At 67.6% G+C, this 18,916-nt stretch carries 17 protein-coding genes; 9 read left to right on the forward strand and 8 right to left on the reverse strand.

The window, feature by feature from the left end; genetic code table 11:
* Positions 1–85 precede the first annotated feature (85 nt).
* From pyc to J3367_RS09015, 3 genes are all read left to right on the forward strand, one after another.
* Positions 86–3,550 (forward strand): pyruvate carboxylase, encoded by a 3,465-nt coding sequence (pyc, locus tag J3367_RS09005; protein WP_024349801.1) that lies wholly within the window; start codon positions 86–88, stop codon positions 3,548–3,550.
* A gap of 151 nt (positions 3,551–3,701) precedes the next feature.
* Positions 3,702–4,478, forward strand: coding sequence for a DeoR/GlpR family DNA-binding transcription regulator (locus tag J3367_RS09010; RefSeq protein ID WP_024349802.1), 777 nt, complete (start codon positions 3,702–3,704; stop codon positions 4,476–4,478).
* A gap of 51 nt (positions 4,479–4,529) precedes the next feature.
* Positions 4,530–5,786 (forward strand): MFS transporter, encoded by a 1,257-nt coding sequence (locus J3367_RS09015; RefSeq protein WP_421460718.1) that lies wholly within the window; start codon positions 4,530–4,532, stop codon positions 5,784–5,786.
* 42 nt (positions 5,787–5,828) lie between these two features.
* Here J3367_RS09015 and J3367_RS09020 read toward each other — a convergent pair whose 3' ends face one another.
* A complete protein-coding gene (locus J3367_RS09020; RefSeq protein WP_035694650.1) occupies positions 5,829–5,987 on the reverse strand; it encodes a DUF3309 family protein in 159 nt (52 codons plus the stop codon).
* A gap of 91 nt (positions 5,988–6,078) precedes the next feature.
* Positions 6,079–6,252 carry a DUF3309 family protein gene (locus J3367_RS09025; protein ID WP_035694651.1) on the reverse strand — a complete coding sequence of 58 codons (174 nt, stop codon included), beginning with the start codon at positions 6,250–6,252 and terminating at the stop codon, positions 6,079–6,081.
* Between the two features lie 200 nt (positions 6,253–6,452).
* Here J3367_RS09025 and ispG point away from each other — a divergent pair, with 200 nt between their 5' ends.
* A complete protein-coding gene (gene ispG, locus J3367_RS09030; protein WP_024349804.1) occupies positions 6,453–7,727 on the forward strand; it encodes a flavodoxin-dependent (E)-4-hydroxy-3-methylbut-2-enyl-diphosphate synthase in 1,275 nt (424 codons plus the stop codon).
* 48 nt (positions 7,728–7,775) lie between these two features.
* Positions 7,776–8,750 carry a lytic transglycosylase domain-containing protein gene (locus tag J3367_RS09035; protein WP_024349805.1) on the forward strand — a complete coding sequence of 325 codons (975 nt, stop codon included), beginning with the start codon at positions 7,776–7,778 and terminating at the stop codon, positions 8,748–8,750.
* 10 nt (positions 8,751–8,760) lie between these two features.
* Here J3367_RS09035 and J3367_RS09040 read toward each other — a convergent pair whose 3' ends face one another.
* Complete coding sequence (locus tag J3367_RS09040) at positions 8,761–9,645, reverse strand: DMT family transporter (RefSeq protein WP_024349806.1); 885 nt, start codon at positions 9,643–9,645, stop codon at positions 8,761–8,763.
* A 360-nt stretch (positions 9,646–10,005) separates the two neighbouring features.
* On the opposite strand from J3367_RS09040, the gene J3367_RS09045 reads away from it, so the two are divergent.
* Positions 10,006–13,281, forward strand: coding sequence for a helicase-related protein (locus J3367_RS09045; protein ID WP_024349807.1), 3,276 nt, complete (start codon positions 10,006–10,008; stop codon positions 13,279–13,281).
* A 16-nt stretch (positions 13,282–13,297) separates the two neighbouring features.
* A complete protein-coding gene (locus tag J3367_RS09050) occupies positions 13,298–13,702 on the forward strand; it encodes an RNA-binding S4 domain-containing protein (protein ID WP_029702864.1) in 405 nt (134 codons plus the stop codon).
* A 34-nt stretch (positions 13,703–13,736) separates the two neighbouring features.
* Here J3367_RS09050 and fdxA read toward each other — a convergent pair whose 3' ends face one another.
* Positions 13,737–14,075, reverse strand: coding sequence for a ferredoxin FdxA (gene fdxA / locus J3367_RS09055; RefSeq protein ID WP_024349809.1), 339 nt, complete (start codon positions 14,073–14,075; stop codon positions 13,737–13,739).
* 490 nt (positions 14,076–14,565) lie between these two features.
* Here fdxA and cysG point away from each other — a divergent pair, with 490 nt between their 5' ends.
* Positions 14,566–16,008, forward strand: coding sequence for a siroheme synthase CysG (gene cysG / locus J3367_RS09060; protein ID WP_024349810.1), 1,443 nt, complete (start codon positions 14,566–14,568; stop codon positions 16,006–16,008).
* A gap of 36 nt (positions 16,009–16,044) precedes the next feature.
* Here cysG and J3367_RS09065 read toward each other — a convergent pair whose 3' ends face one another.
* On the reverse strand, positions 16,045–16,518 hold the full coding sequence (locus J3367_RS09065) for an Lrp/AsnC family transcriptional regulator (RefSeq protein ID WP_009210791.1): 474 nt from the start codon (positions 16,516–16,518) through the stop codon (positions 16,045–16,047).
* A gap of 132 nt (positions 16,519–16,650) precedes the next feature.
* Here J3367_RS09065 and ald point away from each other — a divergent pair, with 132 nt between their 5' ends.
* Positions 16,651–17,766 carry an alanine dehydrogenase gene (ald, locus tag J3367_RS09070; RefSeq protein WP_024349812.1) on the forward strand — a complete coding sequence of 372 codons (1,116 nt, stop codon included), beginning with the start codon at positions 16,651–16,653 and terminating at the stop codon, positions 17,764–17,766.
* Positions 17,767–17,859: 93 nt separating this feature from the next.
* Here ald and J3367_RS09075 read toward each other — a convergent pair whose 3' ends face one another.
* From J3367_RS09075 to J3367_RS09085, 3 genes are all read right to left on the reverse strand, one after another.
* Positions 17,860–18,141 (reverse strand): hypothetical protein, encoded by a 282-nt coding sequence (locus tag J3367_RS09075; protein ID WP_024349813.1) that lies wholly within the window; start codon positions 18,139–18,141, stop codon positions 17,860–17,862.
* A gap of 56 nt (positions 18,142–18,197) precedes the next feature.
* The gene (locus tag J3367_RS09080; protein ID WP_169513620.1) at positions 18,198–18,365 is read right to left on the reverse strand and encodes a hypothetical protein; all 168 of its coding nucleotides are present in this window, start codon (positions 18,363–18,365) and stop codon (positions 18,198–18,200) included.
* 127 nt (positions 18,366–18,492) lie between these two features.
* Complete coding sequence (locus J3367_RS09085; protein WP_024349814.1) at positions 18,493–18,825, reverse strand: YkgJ family cysteine cluster protein; 333 nt, start codon at positions 18,823–18,825, stop codon at positions 18,493–18,495.
* Positions 18,826–18,916 lie beyond the last annotated feature (91 nt).

Consider the following 18,916-nt stretch of genomic DNA (forward strand, 5'->3'; position numbering starts at 1 on the left):
CTTGCGAAACGTCCCGCGCCGCCGCAATCTTGAGTGCCGGCTGCAAGCGGGATAAGTCCGGCATCCTGTACAGGAGGAGCGTTCCTTGGCCATTCGCAAGATTCTCGTCGCCAACCGATCCGAAATCGCCATTCGCGTGTTCCGCGCTGCGAACGAGCTCGATATCCGGACCGTGGCGATCTGGGCCGAGGAAGACAAGCTGGCCCTGCACCGCTTCAAGGCGGACGAGAGCTACCAGGTCGGCCGCGGCCCGCATCTGTCCAAGGACATGGGGCCGATCGAGAGCTATCTGGCGATCGAGGAAGTGATCCGGGTCGCGAAGCTCTCGGGCGCCGACGCCATTCATCCGGGCTATGGCCTCCTGTCGGAAAGCCCCGAATTCGTCGATGCCTGCGTCGAGGCGGGGATCACCTTCATCGGCCCGTCCGCCGACACCATGCGCCGGCTCGGCAACAAGGTCGCGGCGCGCAATCTCGCGCTCGAAGTCGGGGTGCCGGTGGTGCCGGCCACCGTCCCGCTGCCCGACGATATGGACGAGGTGCGCCGCATGGCGGCCGAGGTCGGTTATCCGGTGATGCTGAAGGCGTCCTGGGGTGGTGGCGGCCGCGGCATGCGCGCCATCCGCGACGAGAAGGACCTGGAACGCGAGGTCATCGAGGGCAAGCGCGAGGCCCGCGCCGCCTTCGGCAAGGATGAGGTCTATCTCGAGAAGCTGATCGAGCGCGCCCGCCATGTCGAGGTGCAGATCCTCGGCGACACTCATGGCAACGTCGTCGACCTGTTCGAGCGCGACTGTTCGATCCAGCGCCGCAACCAGAAGGTCGTCGAGCGCGCCCCGGCGCCGTATCTCGACGACGCCCAGCGCGCCGAGATCGCTGGCTATGCCCGCAAGCTCGCCGACGCCACCGACTATGTCGGCGCCGGCACCGTCGAGTTCCTGATGGATGCCGACAGCGGCAAGTTCTACTTCATCGAGGTCAATCCGCGCATCCAGGTCGAGCATACGGTGACCGAGGAAGTCACCGGCATCGATATCGTCAAGGCGCAGATCCACATTCTGGACGGCCATGCCATCGGCACGCCGGAATCGGGCGTTCCGCCCCAGAGCGAGATCCGCCTCAACGGCCATGCCATGCAGTGCCGGATCACCACGGAAGACCCCGAGCAGAACTTCATTCCCGATTACGGTCGCATCACCGCCTATCGCGGCGCGACGGGCTTCGGCATCCGGCTCGATGGCGGCACCGCCTATTCCGGCGCGGTCATCACCCGCTTCTACGATCCGCTGCTGGAGAAGGTCACCGCCTGGGCGCCGAGCCCGGAGGAAGTGATCGCACGCATGGACCGGGCGCTGCGCGAATTCCGTATCCGCGGTGTCGCCACCAATCTGACCTTCCTCGAAGCGATCATCTCGCATCCGAAATTCCGCGACAATTCCTACACGACCAAGTTCATCGACCAGACGCCGGCCCTGTTCGACCAGGTCAAGCGCCGCGACCGCGCGACCAAGCTTTTGACCTATCTCGCCGACGTCACCGTCAACGGCCATCCCGAGACCAAGAACCGGCCGCGCCCCTCGGCCAAGCACGCTTTGCCGATCCCGCCGCTGTTCAAGGCGCCGATCGTCGACGGCACGCGCCAGAAACTGGACGAACTCGGCCCCCGCGGCTTTGCCGACTGGATGCTGGCCCAGCCGCAGGTGCTGGTCACCGACACGACCATGCGCGACGGCCACCAGTCGCTGCTGGCGACCCGCGTGCGCACCCACGACATCGTCGCGGTGGCCGATGCCTATGCCCGCGGCCTGCCGCAGCTGCTGAGCCTCGAATGCTGGGGCGGGGCGACCTTCGACGTGGCCATGCGCTTCCTGACCGAGGATCCGTGGGAGCGCCTGGCGCTGGTCCGCGAGCGCGCGCCCAACATCCTGTTGCAGATGCTGCTGCGCGGCTCCAACGGCGTCGGCTACACCAATTATCCCGACAATGTCGTCAAGCGCTTCGTCGCCGAGGCGGCCCGCGGCGGCGTCGACCTGTTCCGCGTCTTCGACTGCCTGAACTGGGTCGAGAACATGCGCGTCTCCATGGACGCGGTGTGCGAGGCCGACAAATTGTGCGAGGGTGCGATCTGCTACACGGGCGACCTGTTCGACCCGGATCGCGCCAAATACGACCTGAAATACTATGTTTCCCTCGCCAAGGAGATGGAGGCCGCCGGCGCCCACATTCTCGGCGTCAAGGACATGGCGGGCCTCCTGAAGCCCGCGGCGGCGCGCGTCCTGTTCAAGGCGCTGAAGGAAGAGGTCGGGCTGCCGATCCACTTTCATACCCACGACACGTCGGGCATCTCGGCGGCGACCGTGCTGGCCGCGATCGATTCCGGCGTCGATGCAGTGGATGCGGCCATGGATGCCTTCTCCGGCAACACGGCGCAGCCCTGCCTTGGCTCCATCGTCGAGGCGCTGAAGGGCACCGAGCGCGATTCCGGCCTGTCGGCCGAGGCGATCCGACGGATCTCCTTCTACTGGGAGGCCGTGCGCAACCAGTATGCGGCCTTCGAGAGCGACCTGAAGGGGCCAGCCTCCGAGGTCTATCTGCACGAGATGCCGGGCGGCCAGTTCACCAATCTGAAGGAACAGGCCCGTTCGCTGGGTCTGGAGACGCGCTGGCACCAGGTGGCCCAGACCTATTCCGACGTGAACCGGATGTTCGGCGACATCGTCAAGGTGACGCCGTCCTCCAAGGTGGTGGGCGACATGGCGCTGATGATGGTCAGTCAGGATCTGACCGTGGCCGACGTCATGGACCCGAAAAAGGATCTGGCCTTTCCCGATTCCGTCGTGTCGATGATGCATGGCGATCTCGGCCAGCCGCCCCAGGGCTGGCCCGCCGACATCCAGAAGAAGGTGCTGAAGGGCGAGACGCCGATCACCGTGCGGCCGGGCTCGCTGCTCGCCGACGCCGATCTGGACGCCGAGCAGGCGAAGCTGGAGGAGAAGCTGGAGCGCGACGCCAGCGCGCAGGAATTCGCCTCCTACCTGATGTATCCGAAGGTCTTCATCGACTTCGCCGCGGCCCAGGAGCTCTACGGCCCGGTCTCGATGCTGCCGACGCCGTCCTATTTCTACGGCATTGCCCAGGACGAGGAAGTGCTGATCGATCTGGAGCGCGGCAAGACGCTGGTGGTCCGCTGCCTCGGCTTCGGCGAGACCGACGAGAAGGGCATGCGGACGGTGTTCTTCGAGCTGAACGGCCAGCCGCGGCGCATCAAGGTGCCGGACCGGGCGCATGGCGCGGCCGGCGGCGCCGTGCGGCCGAAGGCGGAAGCCGGCAATGCCAACCATGTCGGCGCGCCGATGCCGGGTGTCGTCTCGACCCTTGCCGTGGCTGCCGGCCAGACGGTGCGCAGCGGCGATGTGCTCCTGTCCATCGAGGCGATGAAGATGGAGACAGCCATCCACGCCGAGCGTGACGGCACCATCGAGGCCGTGCATGTCACAGCCGGCGCGCAGATTGACGCCAAGGACCTGCTGGTGGTGTACGCCGCCGCGTAGGAACCCGCCCGAAGCGCAAGACAGAGAGAAATGCCGTCGGAGACCCCGGCGGCATTCTGCAGTTCGGGCCCCTGGTGCCGGGCTGCTTGACGATCTCGGCGGAATCGTGCAGAAACGTGCATCACCATGAACGAAGCGGAAGGCGCAGCGAATGTCGACGTCCCTTCTGACCGGGCAGCGCCAGGCTGCCATTCGCGAGCGGCTGGCTAGTGACGGTCGGGTGATCGCCGCCACCATGGCGCGGGAATTCGCAGTCTCGGAGGATACGATCCGTCGCGATTTGCGCGAAATGGCGGCGGCCGGGCTCTGCGAGCGGGTCTATGGCGGGGCCTTGCCGCTCGCCCCCAGCGGCGCGCCGCTGGCCAGCCGCCAGGCTGAGGCTGGTCCGGCAAAGGCGGAGCTTGCCAGGGTCGCGGCGGGCGTCCTGCCGCGTGACGCCACGATCTTCATCGATGCCGGCTCGACCAACATTGCGCTTGCGCGGCAGATCGCACCGGACTTGCGCGCCACCATCGTCACCAATTCTCCGGCCGTCGCGCTGGCCGTGCCGGAGGCGCCCGGCTTGCGGGTGGTTCTCGTCGGCGGGCAGTTCGATCCCCACACCGGCGCCTGTCTCGGCGCCAAGGCGGTGAGCGACGCCGAGCGCTTGTGCCCGGATCTGGTGGTGCTGGGCGCCTGCGGCGTCGACCCGGTCGAGGGCGTTACCGCCTTCAGCCAGGAAGAGGCGGAGTTCAAGCGGCGCATGGCCCTGTCCGGACGCAGCGTCATGGTGATCGCGACGGCGGACAAGCTGGGCACGGTGGCGCCTTTCCGGGTCATTGCCGCGTCGCAAATGACCCGGATGGTGACCGAGGACGATGCCGAGGCCGCCATCCTCGCCGCCTTTGCCGACGGGGGAACCGATGTCGTCCGTGTGCCCATTCGCTAGCCGAAAATCCCCTTCGCTGCGTTGCCCGCGCCGCTGTTGCTGGAGTCCCCCATGTCCGTAGCGCAGACCCGGCCGCCCACGCCGCAGACGGTCATCTTTCCGCCGACGCGGATTGCCGTGGCGCTGGCCTTCTTCGTCAACGGGCTCGTTCTCGGCTCGTGGACCCCGCAGGTGCCGGTGCTCGCGGCGCGCCTCGGGATCGGCGAATCCACCCTCGGCCTGTTCATCCTGGTGCTGGGCCTCGGGGCGATCACGGCCATGCCGCTCATCGGCGGCGTTCTGGCGACGCGCGGTTCGCGGCGGCCGGTTCTGGTGACCCAGGCACTGCTCGCGTTCGCGCTGCCGCTGCTGGTGCTGGCGCCGACGCCGGTCTTCGCCGCAATCGCCATCTTTGCCTTCGGCGCGATGATGGGCGGCATGGATGTCGCGATCAACGCCAATGCCGTGGCCGTCGAGCGCCGGCTCGGTCGGGCGATCATGTCGTCCTGTCACGGCTTCTGGTCGGTCGGCGGCTTCGTCGGCGCGGCACTGGGCGGGCCGCTGATCGAAGCGATCGGCGCGCCGGCCCATGCACTGGCGATCGGCGGGATCACGCTCGTCCTGATCCTGCCGGTTCGCCGCAGCATGTTTGACGACGGGCAGGTCATGGCCGGAACGAGCGAGGGCACCGGCGGCCTCGGCGCCATCCGGGCCGCGGCGAGGCGCAACCGGCCGGCGCTGCTCAAGGGACTGGCCATCGGCATTCTGGCGCTGTTTGCCATGGTGCCCGAAGGCGCGGCGATCGACTGGAGCGCGATCTATCTGCGCCAGGATCTGGGCGCCACGATTTCCAGTTCGGGCTTCGCCTTCGCGGCGTTCTCGGTGGCGATGGCGGTGTTCCGCTTTGCCGGCGACAGTATCCGCGACCGGCTGGGCGCAGTGCGCACTGTGCGGCTGTCACTCGTGGCGGGGATCGGGGGCCTGTGCGCCGTCGGGCTGGCGCCGAGCCTCGGCTGGGCGATTGCCGGCTTCGCGCTGCTCGGTGTGGGCCTGTCGAACATCGTGCCGGTCACCTTCTCGGCGGCGGGCAACATCGCCGGGCTGCGGCCGGGGGTCGGTCTCGCGATCGCGACGACGCTCGGCTATTCGGGCATTCTGATCGCGCCGTCGATCATCGGGTTCATCGCCGAGCATCTCGGCTTTCCGGTGGTCTTTTTCGGCATGTCGGGGCTGCTGGTCGTCATTCTGGCGATGTCGGCGCTGCTGGCCGGCGCGGATGATCGCTCGGTGGATGCGCCGGTCGCAGTCTCTGATCCGGCGCCGTCCTGAAACGAAAGGTCCCCGAAGCCGGACAGCTTCGGGGACGGTGGGTCAGATCTTCCCGAGCAGCAGCAGGATGATCAGGATGACCAGGAGCACGCCGACGATGCCCGACGGGCCATAGCCCCAGCCGCCGGAATAGCCCCAGGTCGGAAGCGCCCCGACCAGGATCAGGATAAGGATGATGAGAAGGATCGTGCCGACACTCATGGGACTGGTTCCTGATTGTTCGTGAGACTTGCCATCACAAACCTTTGAACCGGGTTTCAGTTCCCAGCATCGGCGCCGTGCCGATCGGCGCTCAGGCGGGACCGAACCCGCCAATGGCGACGAAGACGGCCACCATCATGAAGATGATCGCCAGCACCATGGTCGGCCGGTATCCCCACTGGCGGGAATAGGGCCATGTCGGCATCGCCGCGATCAGGAGCAGGAACGCGATGATGACGATGATCGGGCCGTATCCGACGGACATGGGGAAACTCCTTCGCGCGATTGCCGGTATCGCCATAGGGCAGGACGCCGCCCTGCTTCAAGGGTGGCGCGGCGGGTGTCGTGCGCCGGGAAAGCACGGTCCGTTCCCGTGATCGGCACCGCATGCAACCCGCTCTGAATTGACAAGCCGGCGCGAAGGCGCCACCTCGACGGCAGCGAACATCCACCCGAGGCCTTGCCATGACCGTTCATTCGCCGATCGACCCGGCCGCCACGATCGACGCCGATCCGGCGCCGCGCCGATCCACCGTCGGCGTGGGCGTCGGCAACATCATGGTCGGCGGGGGCGCGCCGGTCGTCGTCCAGTCGATGACCAACACCGACACGGCCGACATCGACGCGACGGTCGCTCAGGTGGCGGCGCTCGCCAAGGCCGGCTCGGAGATCGTCCGCATCACCGTTGACCGTGACGAATCCGCCGCGGCCGTGCCGAAGGTCCGCGAACGTCTCGACCGGCTGGGCGTCGACGTGCCGCTGGTCGGCGACTTCCACTATATCGGCCACAAGCTGCTCGCCGATCACCCGGCCTGTGCCGCGGCCCTGGCGAAATATCGCATCAATCCCGGTAATGTCGGCTTCAAGGACAAGAAGGACCGGCAGTTCGGCGCCATCGTCGAGACCGCGATCCGCTACGACAAGCCGGTGCGTATCGGCGTCAACTGGGGCTCGCTGGACCAGGAACTGCTGACCCGGCTGATGGATGCCAACAACGAACTGCCGCAGCCGCGCTCGGCCCGGGCTGTGACGCGCGAGGCGATCATCCAGTCGGCGCTGCTGTCGGCGGAGCTGGCCGAGGAGATCGGCCTCGGCCGCGACCGCATCATCCTGTCGGCCAAGGTCAGCCAGGTGCAGGATCTGATCGCCGTCTATCGCGACCTGTCGCGGCGCACCAACCACGCGCTGCATCTCGGCCTGACCGAGGCGGGCATGGGCTCGAAGGGCATCGTCGCGTCCTCGGCGGCGATGGGCATTCTCCTGCAGGAAGGCATCGGCGATACGATCCGCGTCTCGCTGACGCCGGAGCCTAACGGTGACCGGACCCGCGAGGTGCAGGTCGCGCAGGAACTCCTGCAGACCATGGGCTTCCGCCAGTTCCTGCCGGTCGTCGCCGCCTGTCCGGGTTGCGGACGCACGACCTCGACGGTGTTCCAGGAACTGGCCCAGAAGATCCAGTCCGACATCCGCATCAACATGCCGGTGTGGCGCGAGAAATATCCGGGCGTCGAGGCGCTGAACGTCGCGGTGATGGGCTGCATCGTCAACGGACCGGGCGAATCCAAGCATGCCGACATCGGCATCTCGTTGCCCGGGACCGGCGAAACGCCGGCCGCTCCGGTATTCGTCGACGGCAAGAAGAGCGTGACCCTGCGCGGCCCCGACATCGCCGCGGACTTCCAGGTGATGGTCGCCGAATATATCGAGCGCCGCTTCGGTTCGGGCCAGACGTCCGAGTAGCATTTTCGGCCGTCCTGTGCATTCCTGCCGACCATGGCGACATGCGCGATGACAGCCTCCAAGCCGGTTCTGCGGCGCGCCCTGGGCGTTGGCGCAGCCTGCGGGCTGGCGCTTGCCGTCCTGGCCCCGGCGGCAGCGGGCGCGCAGGTTGCCGACAAGGGCGCGATCGTCCTGCCGGCACTGGCCTTCCCCCCGAGCCCGCCCAATCTTTCCGAGCGTGCGAAAGAGGCGGACGCGAGCGCGGACCAGCCCCTGTCCGCCGCAGCCATCTGCGGCATGATCGCCCGCAACGCCGACGCGGTCGGCATGTCGCCGGACTTCTTCGCGCGGCTGATCTGGAAGGAAAGCCGCTTCGATGCCGGCGCCGTCTCGCCTGTCGGAGCGCGCGGCATCGCCCAGTTCATGCCCTACACGGCGAAGGAGCGCGGCCTCGACGATCCCTATGATGCCCGTCAGGCGCTGCGGCATTCGGCCCTCTACCTGGCCGATCTGCGCGCGGAGCTCGGCAATTGGGGCCTTGCGGCCGCCGCCTACAATGGCGGCATCAACCGGGTGAAGCGCTGGCTCGTCAGCGGCGGATCGCTGCCCTACGAGACCGAGGACTACGTCAACGCCATCACCTTTCGGCCGGCGGACTGGTTTCGCGAGGACGGGCGCGAGCTGGAGCCGCGACCGCTCGATGCGGACCGGGATTTCGACGAGAGCTGTGCCCGACTGCCGATCATGAAGACGCGCGCGGTCTTTGCCGCTTTCGAGGGGGTCGAGAGCGCGCCGATGCGGCCCTGGGGGGTGCAGGTCGCGGGCCATGCCCGGCAGGCCGTCGCCATGAAGATGTTCCGGCGGGTGCAATCGCGCTTCGGAGCCATCCTGAAGGACCGGGACCCGCTGGTGATCCGGGGCCGCAATGGCGCGCGCCAGCGCATCTATGCGGTGCGCATCGGCGCCGATACCCGCAGCGAAGCCGACGCGCTGTGCGGACGGTTGCGCGGGGCCGGCGGGTCCTGCGTCGTCCTGAAGAACTGACGGCTATATTCTACCGGTTGCGGATCAGCAGTACGCGGCTCGGCCACCGGGTGCGCTCGGTCTCGCGCACGAAGGTGAAGAGGCCGGAGGCTGCCACCAGCACCATGCCGATGATCGCGATCAGGTCGGGAAACTCGGAGAAGAAGCTGGCGCCGATGATCGTCGCCCAGACGATCTGGCTGTACTGCGTCGGCGCGACCCGCGCCGCCGGGGCGAGGCGCGTTGCGAAGACGATCAGCAGATGCCCCATGCCGGCGCAAAGCCCGGCAAGAATCATGATCGGCCACAGATCGTTGGCCGGGATCTCGAAGTCCGGGACCATCAAGACGCCGTTGACCACGATGGCCGCCACCAAGACGGCGCCGATCAGCGTGATCCGCCGCTCCGAAGGGCCTAGAACCCGCAGGACAATGACGGTGATCGCGCCGCAGATGGCGACGCCGATGGCCGCGAAATGGCCCGGCAGGATCTCGCGGAAGCCGGGGCGCACCACGAGGAGCACGCCGACGAGGCCGCCGAACACGGCCAGCCAGCGGCGCCAGCCGATCGGCTCCTTCAAAACGACGAAGGAGAACACCGTGACGAAGATCGGCAGGAGGAAGATCAGCGCATAGGCTTCGGCGAGCGGCAGGCTGGTGAAGGCGACGACGCCGAGAATGCCGCCGAGCGTGCCGCTGGCCATGCGCAGCGCCACGAGACCGGGGCGATTGGGCACGAAGACGTTGCCCCAATTATCCTCGGGCCGCTTGGTGAAGAGCGCCGGAAGCAAAGCGAAGATCGAGACGAAGAAGCCGATCTCGAAGATCGGCAGCCGGTCGCCGATCGCCTTCAGCGAGGCATCGCCGCAGGCAAAGGCAAAATAGGACGCGAAGGCGAGGAGAATGCCGGCCTGCATGGGAGCACGCTTCGTCTGGGGTGCGGGAACCTGTCGCTAGGCCAGGGCACGGGCGCAATGCAAACGAATTCTCGCGGATCTCTGCGCGTTCGGCAGGGCGGGGGAAAATGCGGACCCCAGACGCGAAAAAAGGCAGCGAGGGGGAGCTGCCTTTTTCCGTCTGCTTCTTTGCGATCGAGGGGGATGATCGCTTGGGGGTGCTTGAAGAATGCGGGACCTCGGAAAGGGTTCCGAAAAAATTTCGCGGTCGGACGATTTTTTTGCCGCTAGGCGGAACCGGCCCGCTAAGTGACGCTCGGACCTTGCGAATCGGGCTAGAACCTTTTCCAACCGATATATCTTCCCACATGAGCGGGACGCATGACCGACCATCGCCCCGCCCGAGAAAGCATCCGTTTCGACGGATCCAATGTCACCGCTGTTCTCGGCCCGACCAATACCGGCAAGACCTATCTCGCCATCGAGCGCATGGTCGCCCATTCCTCGGGGACCATCGGCCTGCCGCTGCGCCTCTTGGCGCGCGAGGTCTACCAGAAGGTCTGCGACCGCGTCGGGGTGGGCGCCGTCGCGCTGATCACCGGCGAGGAAAAGATCAAGCCGCCCAATGCGCGCTATTCGGTCTGTACCGTCGAGGCGATGCCGCGCACCCCGAACACCGCCTTCGTCGCCATCGACGAGGTGCAGCTCGCCAGCGACCTGGAGCGCGGTCACGTCTTCACCGACCGCATCCTGCATGCCCGCGGTCGCGAGGAAACGCTGCTGCTCGGCTCGTCGACCATGCAGGGCGTGCTGCAGCGGCTGCTCAGCGGTTCCCATGCGACGACGCGGCCGCGCCTGTCGAACCTCGTCTATGCCGGGTCCAAGAAGATCACCCGCCTGCCGCGGCGCACCGCCATCGTCGCCTTCTCGGCCGACGAGGTCTATGCGATCGCCGAGCTGATCCGCCGCCAGCGGGGCGGAGCGGCCGTCGTTCTCGGCGCGCTGTCGCCGCGCACCCGCAACGCCCAGGTGGAACTCTACCAGTCCGGCGACGTCGATTTCTTGATCGCCACCGATGCCATCGGCATGGGCCTCAATCTCGACGTGGATCACGTCGCCTTCGCCCAGGACTGGAAATTCGACGGTTTCCAGTACCGCCAACTGACGCCATCCGAATTCGGCCAGATTGCCGGCCGCGCCGGGCGGCATCTGCGCGACGGCACGTTCGGTGTCACCGGCAAGGTCGATCCGCTGGCCCCGGAACTCGCCGAAGCGCTGGAAGCGCATTCCTTCGCGCCGGTGAAGGTGCTGCAATGGCGCTCGCGCGCCTTCGACTTCGCTTCGATCGACGCGCTGAAGGAGAGCCTGGAGGCGCCGCCGCCGAGCGACGCCCTGGCCCGCGCGCTGCCGGCCGTCGATCAGCGGGCGCTGGAATTCCTGTCGCGCGACCCGGCCGTCAAGGATCGCGCCACCAGCCCGGCAGCGGTCGAATTGTTGTGGGAAGCCTGCAAGCTGCCGGACTATCGACGCATCGCGCCGGCCCAGCATGCGGAGATCATCGCCACCATCTATGCCGACCTCGCGTCGGACGGCCACGTCGCCGAAGACTACATGGCCAGCCAGGTCCGGCGTGCCGACCGCACCGAGGGCGACATCGATACGCTGTCCCAGCGGATCGCGGAAATCCGCACCTGGACCTATATCTCACACCGTCCGGACTGGCTGGCCGATCCGACACACTGGCAGGAAAAGACTCGCGAGATCGAGGACCGTCTTTCCGACGCTCTTCACGACAGGTTGACGAAACGCTTCGTAGACCGCAGGACAAGCGTCTTGATGAGGCGGCTGAGAGAGAACGCGTTCATGGAAGCTGAGATCGGCGGCGACGGCACGGTAGTGGTCGAGGGCCACCCGGTAGGCGAGCTGCAGGGGTTCAGGTTCACGCCCGACGGCAAGGCCGAGGGGCCGGATGGCCGTGCGGTGCGTGCCGCCGCCCAGAAGGCGTTGGCCGGCGAGTTCGAGAAGCGGGCGGAACGCTTCGCCAATTCACCCAATGGCGACATCGCGCTGGGCTCGGACGGGCTCGTGCGCTGGCTCGGTGCGCCGGTGGCGGTGCTGTCGGCCGGCGACGATCCGCTGAAGCCGAAGACCGTGCTGCTCGCCGACGAGCAGCTGACCGGCGTGGCGCGCGACAAGGTCGCGGCGCGGGCCGAGCGTTCGGTCACCTACCAGATCACCACGGTCCTCAAGCCGCTGCTCGATCTGCAGGCCTCCGAAGGTCTGGAGGGCGTCGCCAAGGGGCTCGCCTACCGGCTCTACGAGAATTACGGCCTGATCCAGCGCCGCGAGATCTCCGAGGACGTGCGGTCGCTCGACCAGGAATCGCGCGCGGCCCTGCGCCGCTGCGGTGTCCGCTTCGGCGCCTACCACATCTTCGTTCCGGCGCTGATCAAGCCCGCGCCGGCGGCCCTTCTGACGCTGCTCTGGGCCATCCACAACGATGGCCGCGACAAGCCGGGCTATGGCGAGGTCACCCATCTTCTGGCGACCGGTCGCACCTCGGCAGTGGCCGATGCCTCCTTCGATCCGGTGTTCTGGGGACTGGCCGGCTACCGGCTGCTCGGTCGCCGGGCCGTGCGCGTCGACATTCTCGAGCGCCTCGCCGACCTGATCCGCCCGGCGCTCGGCTGGAAGCCGGGCACCGGCAAGCGGCCGGAAGGCGCCTATGACGGGTCGCAGTTCCTCGTCACGCCAGGGATGATGTCGATTCTCGGCGCGACCTCGGAAGACATGGAAGAGGTTCTCAAGGGCCTCGGCTATCGCGGCGAGCCGGTCGAGCAGACCAAGGTCGAGGCCGAACTCGCACGGCTGGACGAAGCGAGCCGCGCCGCCGAAGAGGCATCGCGCGCCGAAGCGGCCAGGAAGGCCGCCGAGGCGGCTGCGACTTCGGATGCACCACAGCCGGCAGTGGAAGCTGCGGACGAGGCCAGCACCGCGACGGACACGGTCGATACTGCCGCCGCCGAGTCACCAGTTGTCGAGACGCCGACCGAAACCGCAGATGCAGGCGAGACTGCCGAGGCATCCGACACGCCGGTCGCACCGGTCGAAGCCACGGAAACCGGTGGCCTGGCCGAAGCCGGGAAGGCCGCTGCGGCCGCCCTTGGCGAAGCCACCGACGGCGAAGCGGCTGCAACGCCGGCCGAAACCGCCGAGGCGTCCACCACTGATACACCGGCGGCGGAAACGACCGAAGCCGTGGCCGCTGATGCAGCCGCCGGCGAGGGCGGCGAGACCGCTGAACCCGAGGCGCCCAAGCTCGTGCAGGTCTGGCGCCCGCAGCGCGGCGCCGGCCGTGGCGGTGCCCGTCATGGCCAGGGCCAGCGTGGTCGCGGCCGTGGCCCGCAGGGTGCCGGAGAGGGCGAGGAGCGCGCGCCGCGCTTCGGCAAGGGTGCCCCGCGCGGCAAGGGCCGTGATGGCGGCGACCGCGCTGACAAGGGCGAGGGCAAGGGCCGGGGTGATCGCCCCGAGCGTGGCCGGCGCTTCGACAAGCCGCAGGGGGGCAAGCCGCCCGTGCAGCCGGCACGCCCGCAGCGCATCGATCCCGATTCGCCCTTCGCCAAACTCGCTGCGCTGAAGGACAAGCTTGGCAAGTAAGCGCCATGCGGAGCCGATGGCTCCGGCAGCACCCGCGGGGCAGCGCATCGACAAATGGCTGTTCTTCGCGCGGATCGTGAAGTCGCGAAGCCTTGCCCAGAAGCTGGTCCAGGCCGGCGGCGTTCGCATCAACGGCGACAAGACCGACAACGCTGCGCGGGCCGTGCGCCCGGGCGACACGCTGACGATCACACGCCGGGACGATGTCCTCGTCCTGAAGATCGTCGATCCGGGGGAACGGCGCGGACCGGCCAGCGAGGCGGCGACCCTCTACGAGGATCTGTCACCGACGCGGGAAGCTATCGCGGAACAGAAGGAAGCGGCCAAGGGCAAGGCCGCACCGGGCTATCAGCCCTCGGCGCGGCCGCCGACTAAGAAGGAGCGCCGCGCCCATGAGCGCCTGCGCTGGGACAGCGCCTGACCGGCGACGTGCATCTTGAACAAGCTGAAAGAGCTCAGTCGCCCTGGCCGGGCTCGGCCGAGAAGTATTTCTCGAACTTGCCGTCTTCGCCGTCGAACTTTTCCGCATCCGCAGGCGCATCACGCTTGACGGTGATGTTCGGCCATTTCTCGGCGTATTCGGTGTTGATCTTCAGCCATTTGTCGAGATTGGGCTCGGTGTCCGGCTTGATCGCCTCGGCGGGGCATTCCGGCTCGCAGACGCCGCAATCGATGCACTCATCCGGATGGATGACGAGCATGTTGTCGCCTTCGTAGAAGCAGTCGACCGGACAGACCTCGACGCAATCCATGTACTTGCAGCGAATGCAATTGTCGGTCACCAGATAGGTCATGTCTGATCCTTGGCCTGTTCGGGCCCGTACGAAGGGCCCCGTCATTCGTGCGAGCAGCAACGGCGATCGCCGGCGTGTCTCGCCTGTCGTGGCGACGTAACCCCTCTCTTGAAGACAGACAAGAGCAAAGCATGTCGTGCCACCGCGGCAATCCGGGAATGGTTTTCCATCAAGGCGGATGGGTTGCCGATGAGTTGGAGATCAAGCGACGTTGCGCCAGCACGCGTGGCCCTGCGGCATCTGTTCGTTGGGTTTGCCGGCCGCCGGAACGACCATGCTCTGCAAGCCGGCCCCGCGCGAAGGACGATCCCGGTGGGCGTATCGGGACGCAAAATTACGCCTCGCCCTGTGACCGCCCCGGACGCTATGTCACAAGAGAGTGACGAGTAGGACGACCGAGGACGGATCCATGGCCGAGCGCCCGATTCTGGTGAGCGACGACAGCCTCGACGAGGCCGATGCCAATGGCGCGCGGCAGCGCTCGCAGCGCATGGGGCCGCTGGCGAGCCTGCCGGTGTTCTTCGATCTGGCGGGCAAGCGCGTCGTCATGGCCGGCGGTGGGCCGGGGGCGGCTTGGAAGGCCGAGCTTCTGGCCTCGGCGGGCGCCCATGTCGATCTCTATGTCCCGGCCGACGGGATCGATGGCGAGATGGCCGAGCTTCTCGCCGTGCCGCCGGAATCCGGCGTCATCGTTCATCACGACCGGCCCTGGGCGACCGATGTCTTCGCCGGGGCGGCGATCGCCGTCGGCGATACAGAGAGCCTCGCCGAGGGCCAGGCTTTCGCCTGCGCGGCGCGGGCAGCCGGCGTGCCGGTCAACGTCGTCGACAAGCCGTCCTATTGCGATTTCCGCTTCGGCACGATCGTCAATCGCTCGCCGGTGGTCATCGGCATTTCCACCGACGGCGCCGCCCCGATCCTCGGCCAGGCGATCCGCCGCCGCATCGAGACCCTGCTGCCGCCGGCGCTCAGCCAGTGGGCGGCCCTGGCCGCCAGAGTCCGCGGCGCGGTGATGGAGCGGCTGGCGCCGGGCCCGCTGCGCCGTGCCTTCTGGGAACGCTTCGCCGACAGCGCCTTCACCACGAAGCTGCCGGATGCCGCGGCCGAGGCAGCGGCCGGCGGCTTCATCGACGATCTGGCGCGCTCGCCCCAGGCCGGCGGCCGCGTGACCCTGGTCGGGGCGGGGCCCGGCGAAGCCGAACTCCTGACCCTAAAGGCGGTGCGCGCTTTGCAGGCGGCCGACGTGATCCTGTTCGACGACCTCGTCTCCGACGAGATCCTCGAGCTCGCCCGCCGCGAGGCCCGGCGCATGCTGGTCGGCAAGCGCGCCGCCCGCGACAGTTGCCGACAGGAAGACATCAACGCCATGATGGTCAGCTTCGCCAAGGCGGGCAAGCACGTGGTGCGGCTGAAATCCGGCGACGTATCGGTGTTCGGCCGGGCCGGCGAGGAACTGGACGAGCTGGCGCGCGAAAACATTCCGGTCGCCATCGTGCCGGGCATCACCGCCGCCTCGGCGCTGGCGGCGAGCTTCGGCGTGTCGCTGACCCATCGCGACCGGGCCCAGCAGCTGCGCTTCGTCACCGGTCATTCCAAGAAGGGCGGCCTGCCGGACGACCTCGACTGGCATGCGCTGGCCGACGATCACGCCACCACCGTCTTCTACATGGGCGGCCGGATGGCGGCGAAGATCGCCGAACGCCTGATCCATCACGGCCTGCCGGCCGCGACCCCGGTCGCCGTCGCCGCCAATCTGTCGCGCGACGACGAGACCCGCGCCGCCGGCACCCTCGCCGACCTCGGCGCCATCGTCGCCCGGATCGGCGTCGACCGTCCGATCCTGATCGGTGTCGGCCGGGTCTTCACCGAGCATGCCCGTGCCGCCTCCGCCGATCCGTTCATGGTCGATGCCGGACGGACGGCCGTCGGCTGAGCCGGCGACAGACCGTTCGGCCGGCACGGCGCGCTGTCACAGGTTCGGATCGATGCCGACCGTGGTTCGGTCCAGCACTTCGCGCAGGGCGAAGGACGAATTGATCCGCACGACATGCGGAAACGACGACAGATAGGTCTTGTGGATGCGCTCGTAGTCTTCGAGATCGCGGGCCGCGACCCGCAGGAGATAGTCGTACTCCCCCGACATCAGGAAGCAGACCAGGACGTTCGGGCAGCCCTTTGCCGCGGCCTCGAACTCGGCGAGTTGCCGCTCGGTCTGACCGGACAGGCCGATATTGACGATCACCGTGATGGTGTGACCGAGCGTCCGGTTGGACAGCTTGGCATGATAGCCGCGGATCGCACCGCTTGCCTCCAGCCGGTCGAGCCGCCGTGAGCAGGCCGAAGCAGACAGACCCACCCGCTCGGCCAGCGCCGCGTTCGACAGCCGGCCCTCCCTTTGCAGGGTGCGCATGATCTGCAGATCGAAGCGGTCGATCGTCTCCATCCGCAGAAGTTTGCGCAAGACGGCACCCAAACGCAAGAAAACATCGATCCTCGCGGTTCTGGCAGGCGAAAACGCGGGGACATTGCGCCGGAACCACGTTTCAATCCAGATGCCCACAGATGGAGGAAACGGATGCGCGTCGGCTGCCCGAAGGAGATCAAGAACAACGAATACCGCGTCGGCCTGACGCCGTCGGCGACGCGCGAATATGTCGGTCACGGTCACCACGTGATCATCGAGACCGGCGCCGGTGCCGGCATCGACGCCAGCGACGCCGATTACGAGGCGGCGGGCGCCACCATCGCGGCGGACGCCGCGGAGGTCTTCAAGACGGCCGACATGGTGGTGAAGGTCAAGGAACCGCAGCCCGCCGAATGGGCGCAGCTGCGCGAGGGTCAGATCCTCTACACCTATCTGCATCTCGCGCCCGATCCGAAACAGACCGAGGGTCTGATCGCCTCCGGCGTCACCGCCGTCGCCTACGAGACGGTGACCGACGGACGCGGCGGTCTGCCGCTGCTCGCACCGATGTCCGAGGTCGCGGGCCGCCTGTCGATCCAGGCCGCGGCCCACGCACTGGAAAAGGCCCATGGTGGCCGCGGGGTTCTGCTCGGCGGCGTTCCCGGCGTGGCCTGCGGCAAGGTGGTGATCATCGGCGGCGGCGTGGTCGGCAAGGAAGCCGCCAAGATGGCGATCGGCCTCGGCGCGGATGTCACCATCCTCGACCGCTCGATCGCCCGGCTGCGCGAGCTCGACGATCTCTTCGCTGGCCGGGTGCAGACGCGCTATTCCACCAGTACGGCGATCGAGGAAGAGGTCTTCGCCGCCGACGCGGTCATCGGCGCGGTGCTGATCCCCGGCGCCTCGGCGCCAAAGCTGGTGACGCGGGCCATGCTGCCCGGCATGAAGAAGGGCGCGGTGCTGGTGGATGTCGCCATCGACCAGGGCGGCTGCTTCGAGACATCGCGCGCCACCACCCATGCCGAGCCGACCTTCGAGATCGATGGCGTGGTCCATTATTGCGTTGCCAACATGCCCGGCGCTGTCCCGATCACCTCGGCGCACGCCCTCAACAATGCCACGCTCCCCTTCGGGCTGGCCCTGGCGGACAACGGTCTGAAGGCGCTGTCGGACGACCCGCATCTATTGCACGGGCTGAATGTCCATCGCGGCCTGATCACCAACCGGGCCGTCGCGCAGTCGCTCGGCCGCGAGATGGTCGACGCCTATGAGGCGCTTGCGGCCTGACCCGCGCGTCCGGCGGGCAGACATGAAAAGGGGCGGCCGGTCGAACCCGACCGCCGCCCCTTTGCAAACCTTCGGCATCGAATGCCGGCGGCGTCAGACCTCGACGATGAGGCCGTTCGCCACGAGCTTGGAAATATCCACCTCGCGCAGCTTCTGGGTCCGGCCGAGCTTGCCGCCGAAACCCTTCACTTCCTCGGCCGACAGCGGCAGCACGAAGCGCTGGCTGACGATCCGCGGCGGTCCGTTGACCTGTGCGAACTCCGTCCATTGCAGGCGTCCGGAATAGGTCCCCACCGGGAGGATCAGACCGTCGCCGAGATCGACCGGTTCGGTCACCTTGTAGGTCCGGTCTTCATGGGCTGCCCTGGCTGCCATCTGTGTCCTCGTTTCTTCAAGAATGGTCGGGATGCGGTGCATGCCGAGCCGTGTTGTCAGGCGTCGCCAACGATTTCGGCGATACGCCCGGTGCCTTTGCATTCCGGGCAGGGCTCGCCATCGACGGTCCCCGATCCACCACATCTGCGGCAGAGATTTTCCGCCGTCTGCGGCGCGTTGTCATTGCCTTCGTCGCCGGGTCTTGCGGCGGGCGGGGTCGACATGGGCGCCTCCTGAATGCGGTCGTGGCACGGGGTCGGGTCAAAACCCGAACCTGCCTGTCAGGAGTATATGTGCCAGTCGGCCGAGATTTCACGCCGGCATGATCGCCGGTAAGCGGGGGCTGTCGTCCTAGACTGCCTCGCCCGTTGCCGGCAGCATATCACAGTCGAGCCCGAAACGCTGCCGCGCCATCCGGCAATCCTCGCCCCCGGGAACGCATTCGCGGCAGACCTGCGGCCGCAGCCCATAGATCGTGCAACCCGTGCCGGTGCCCACCACGCCGGAAAGCGCGGCGCAGCGGTCGTTCTCGCAGCGCATGCCGCTGAGATCGCTCGCCACCAGCGCGGCGGGAATCAGATCGAGCGCGGCGTCGCTCTCGATGGAAAAGCGGGGCCAGTCGGCCGAATAGGCGCAGCAGGCGCCGCAGGCCTGGCAGTCGAAGACGGCATCGGACGGGGTCATTGCGGGTGTTCTTGCAGCCTCGGCCGGGGCGGTCAATGCGTCCGGCATGCGGGAGGCCTGGACATGGGCCATCCGGCGGATTGTCGGCTGT

Source organism: Aurantimonas sp. NFXS3 (assembly GCF_049132005.1).
Lineage (GTDB): Bacteria > Pseudomonadota > Alphaproteobacteria > Rhizobiales > Rhizobiaceae > Aurantimonas > Aurantimonas coralicida.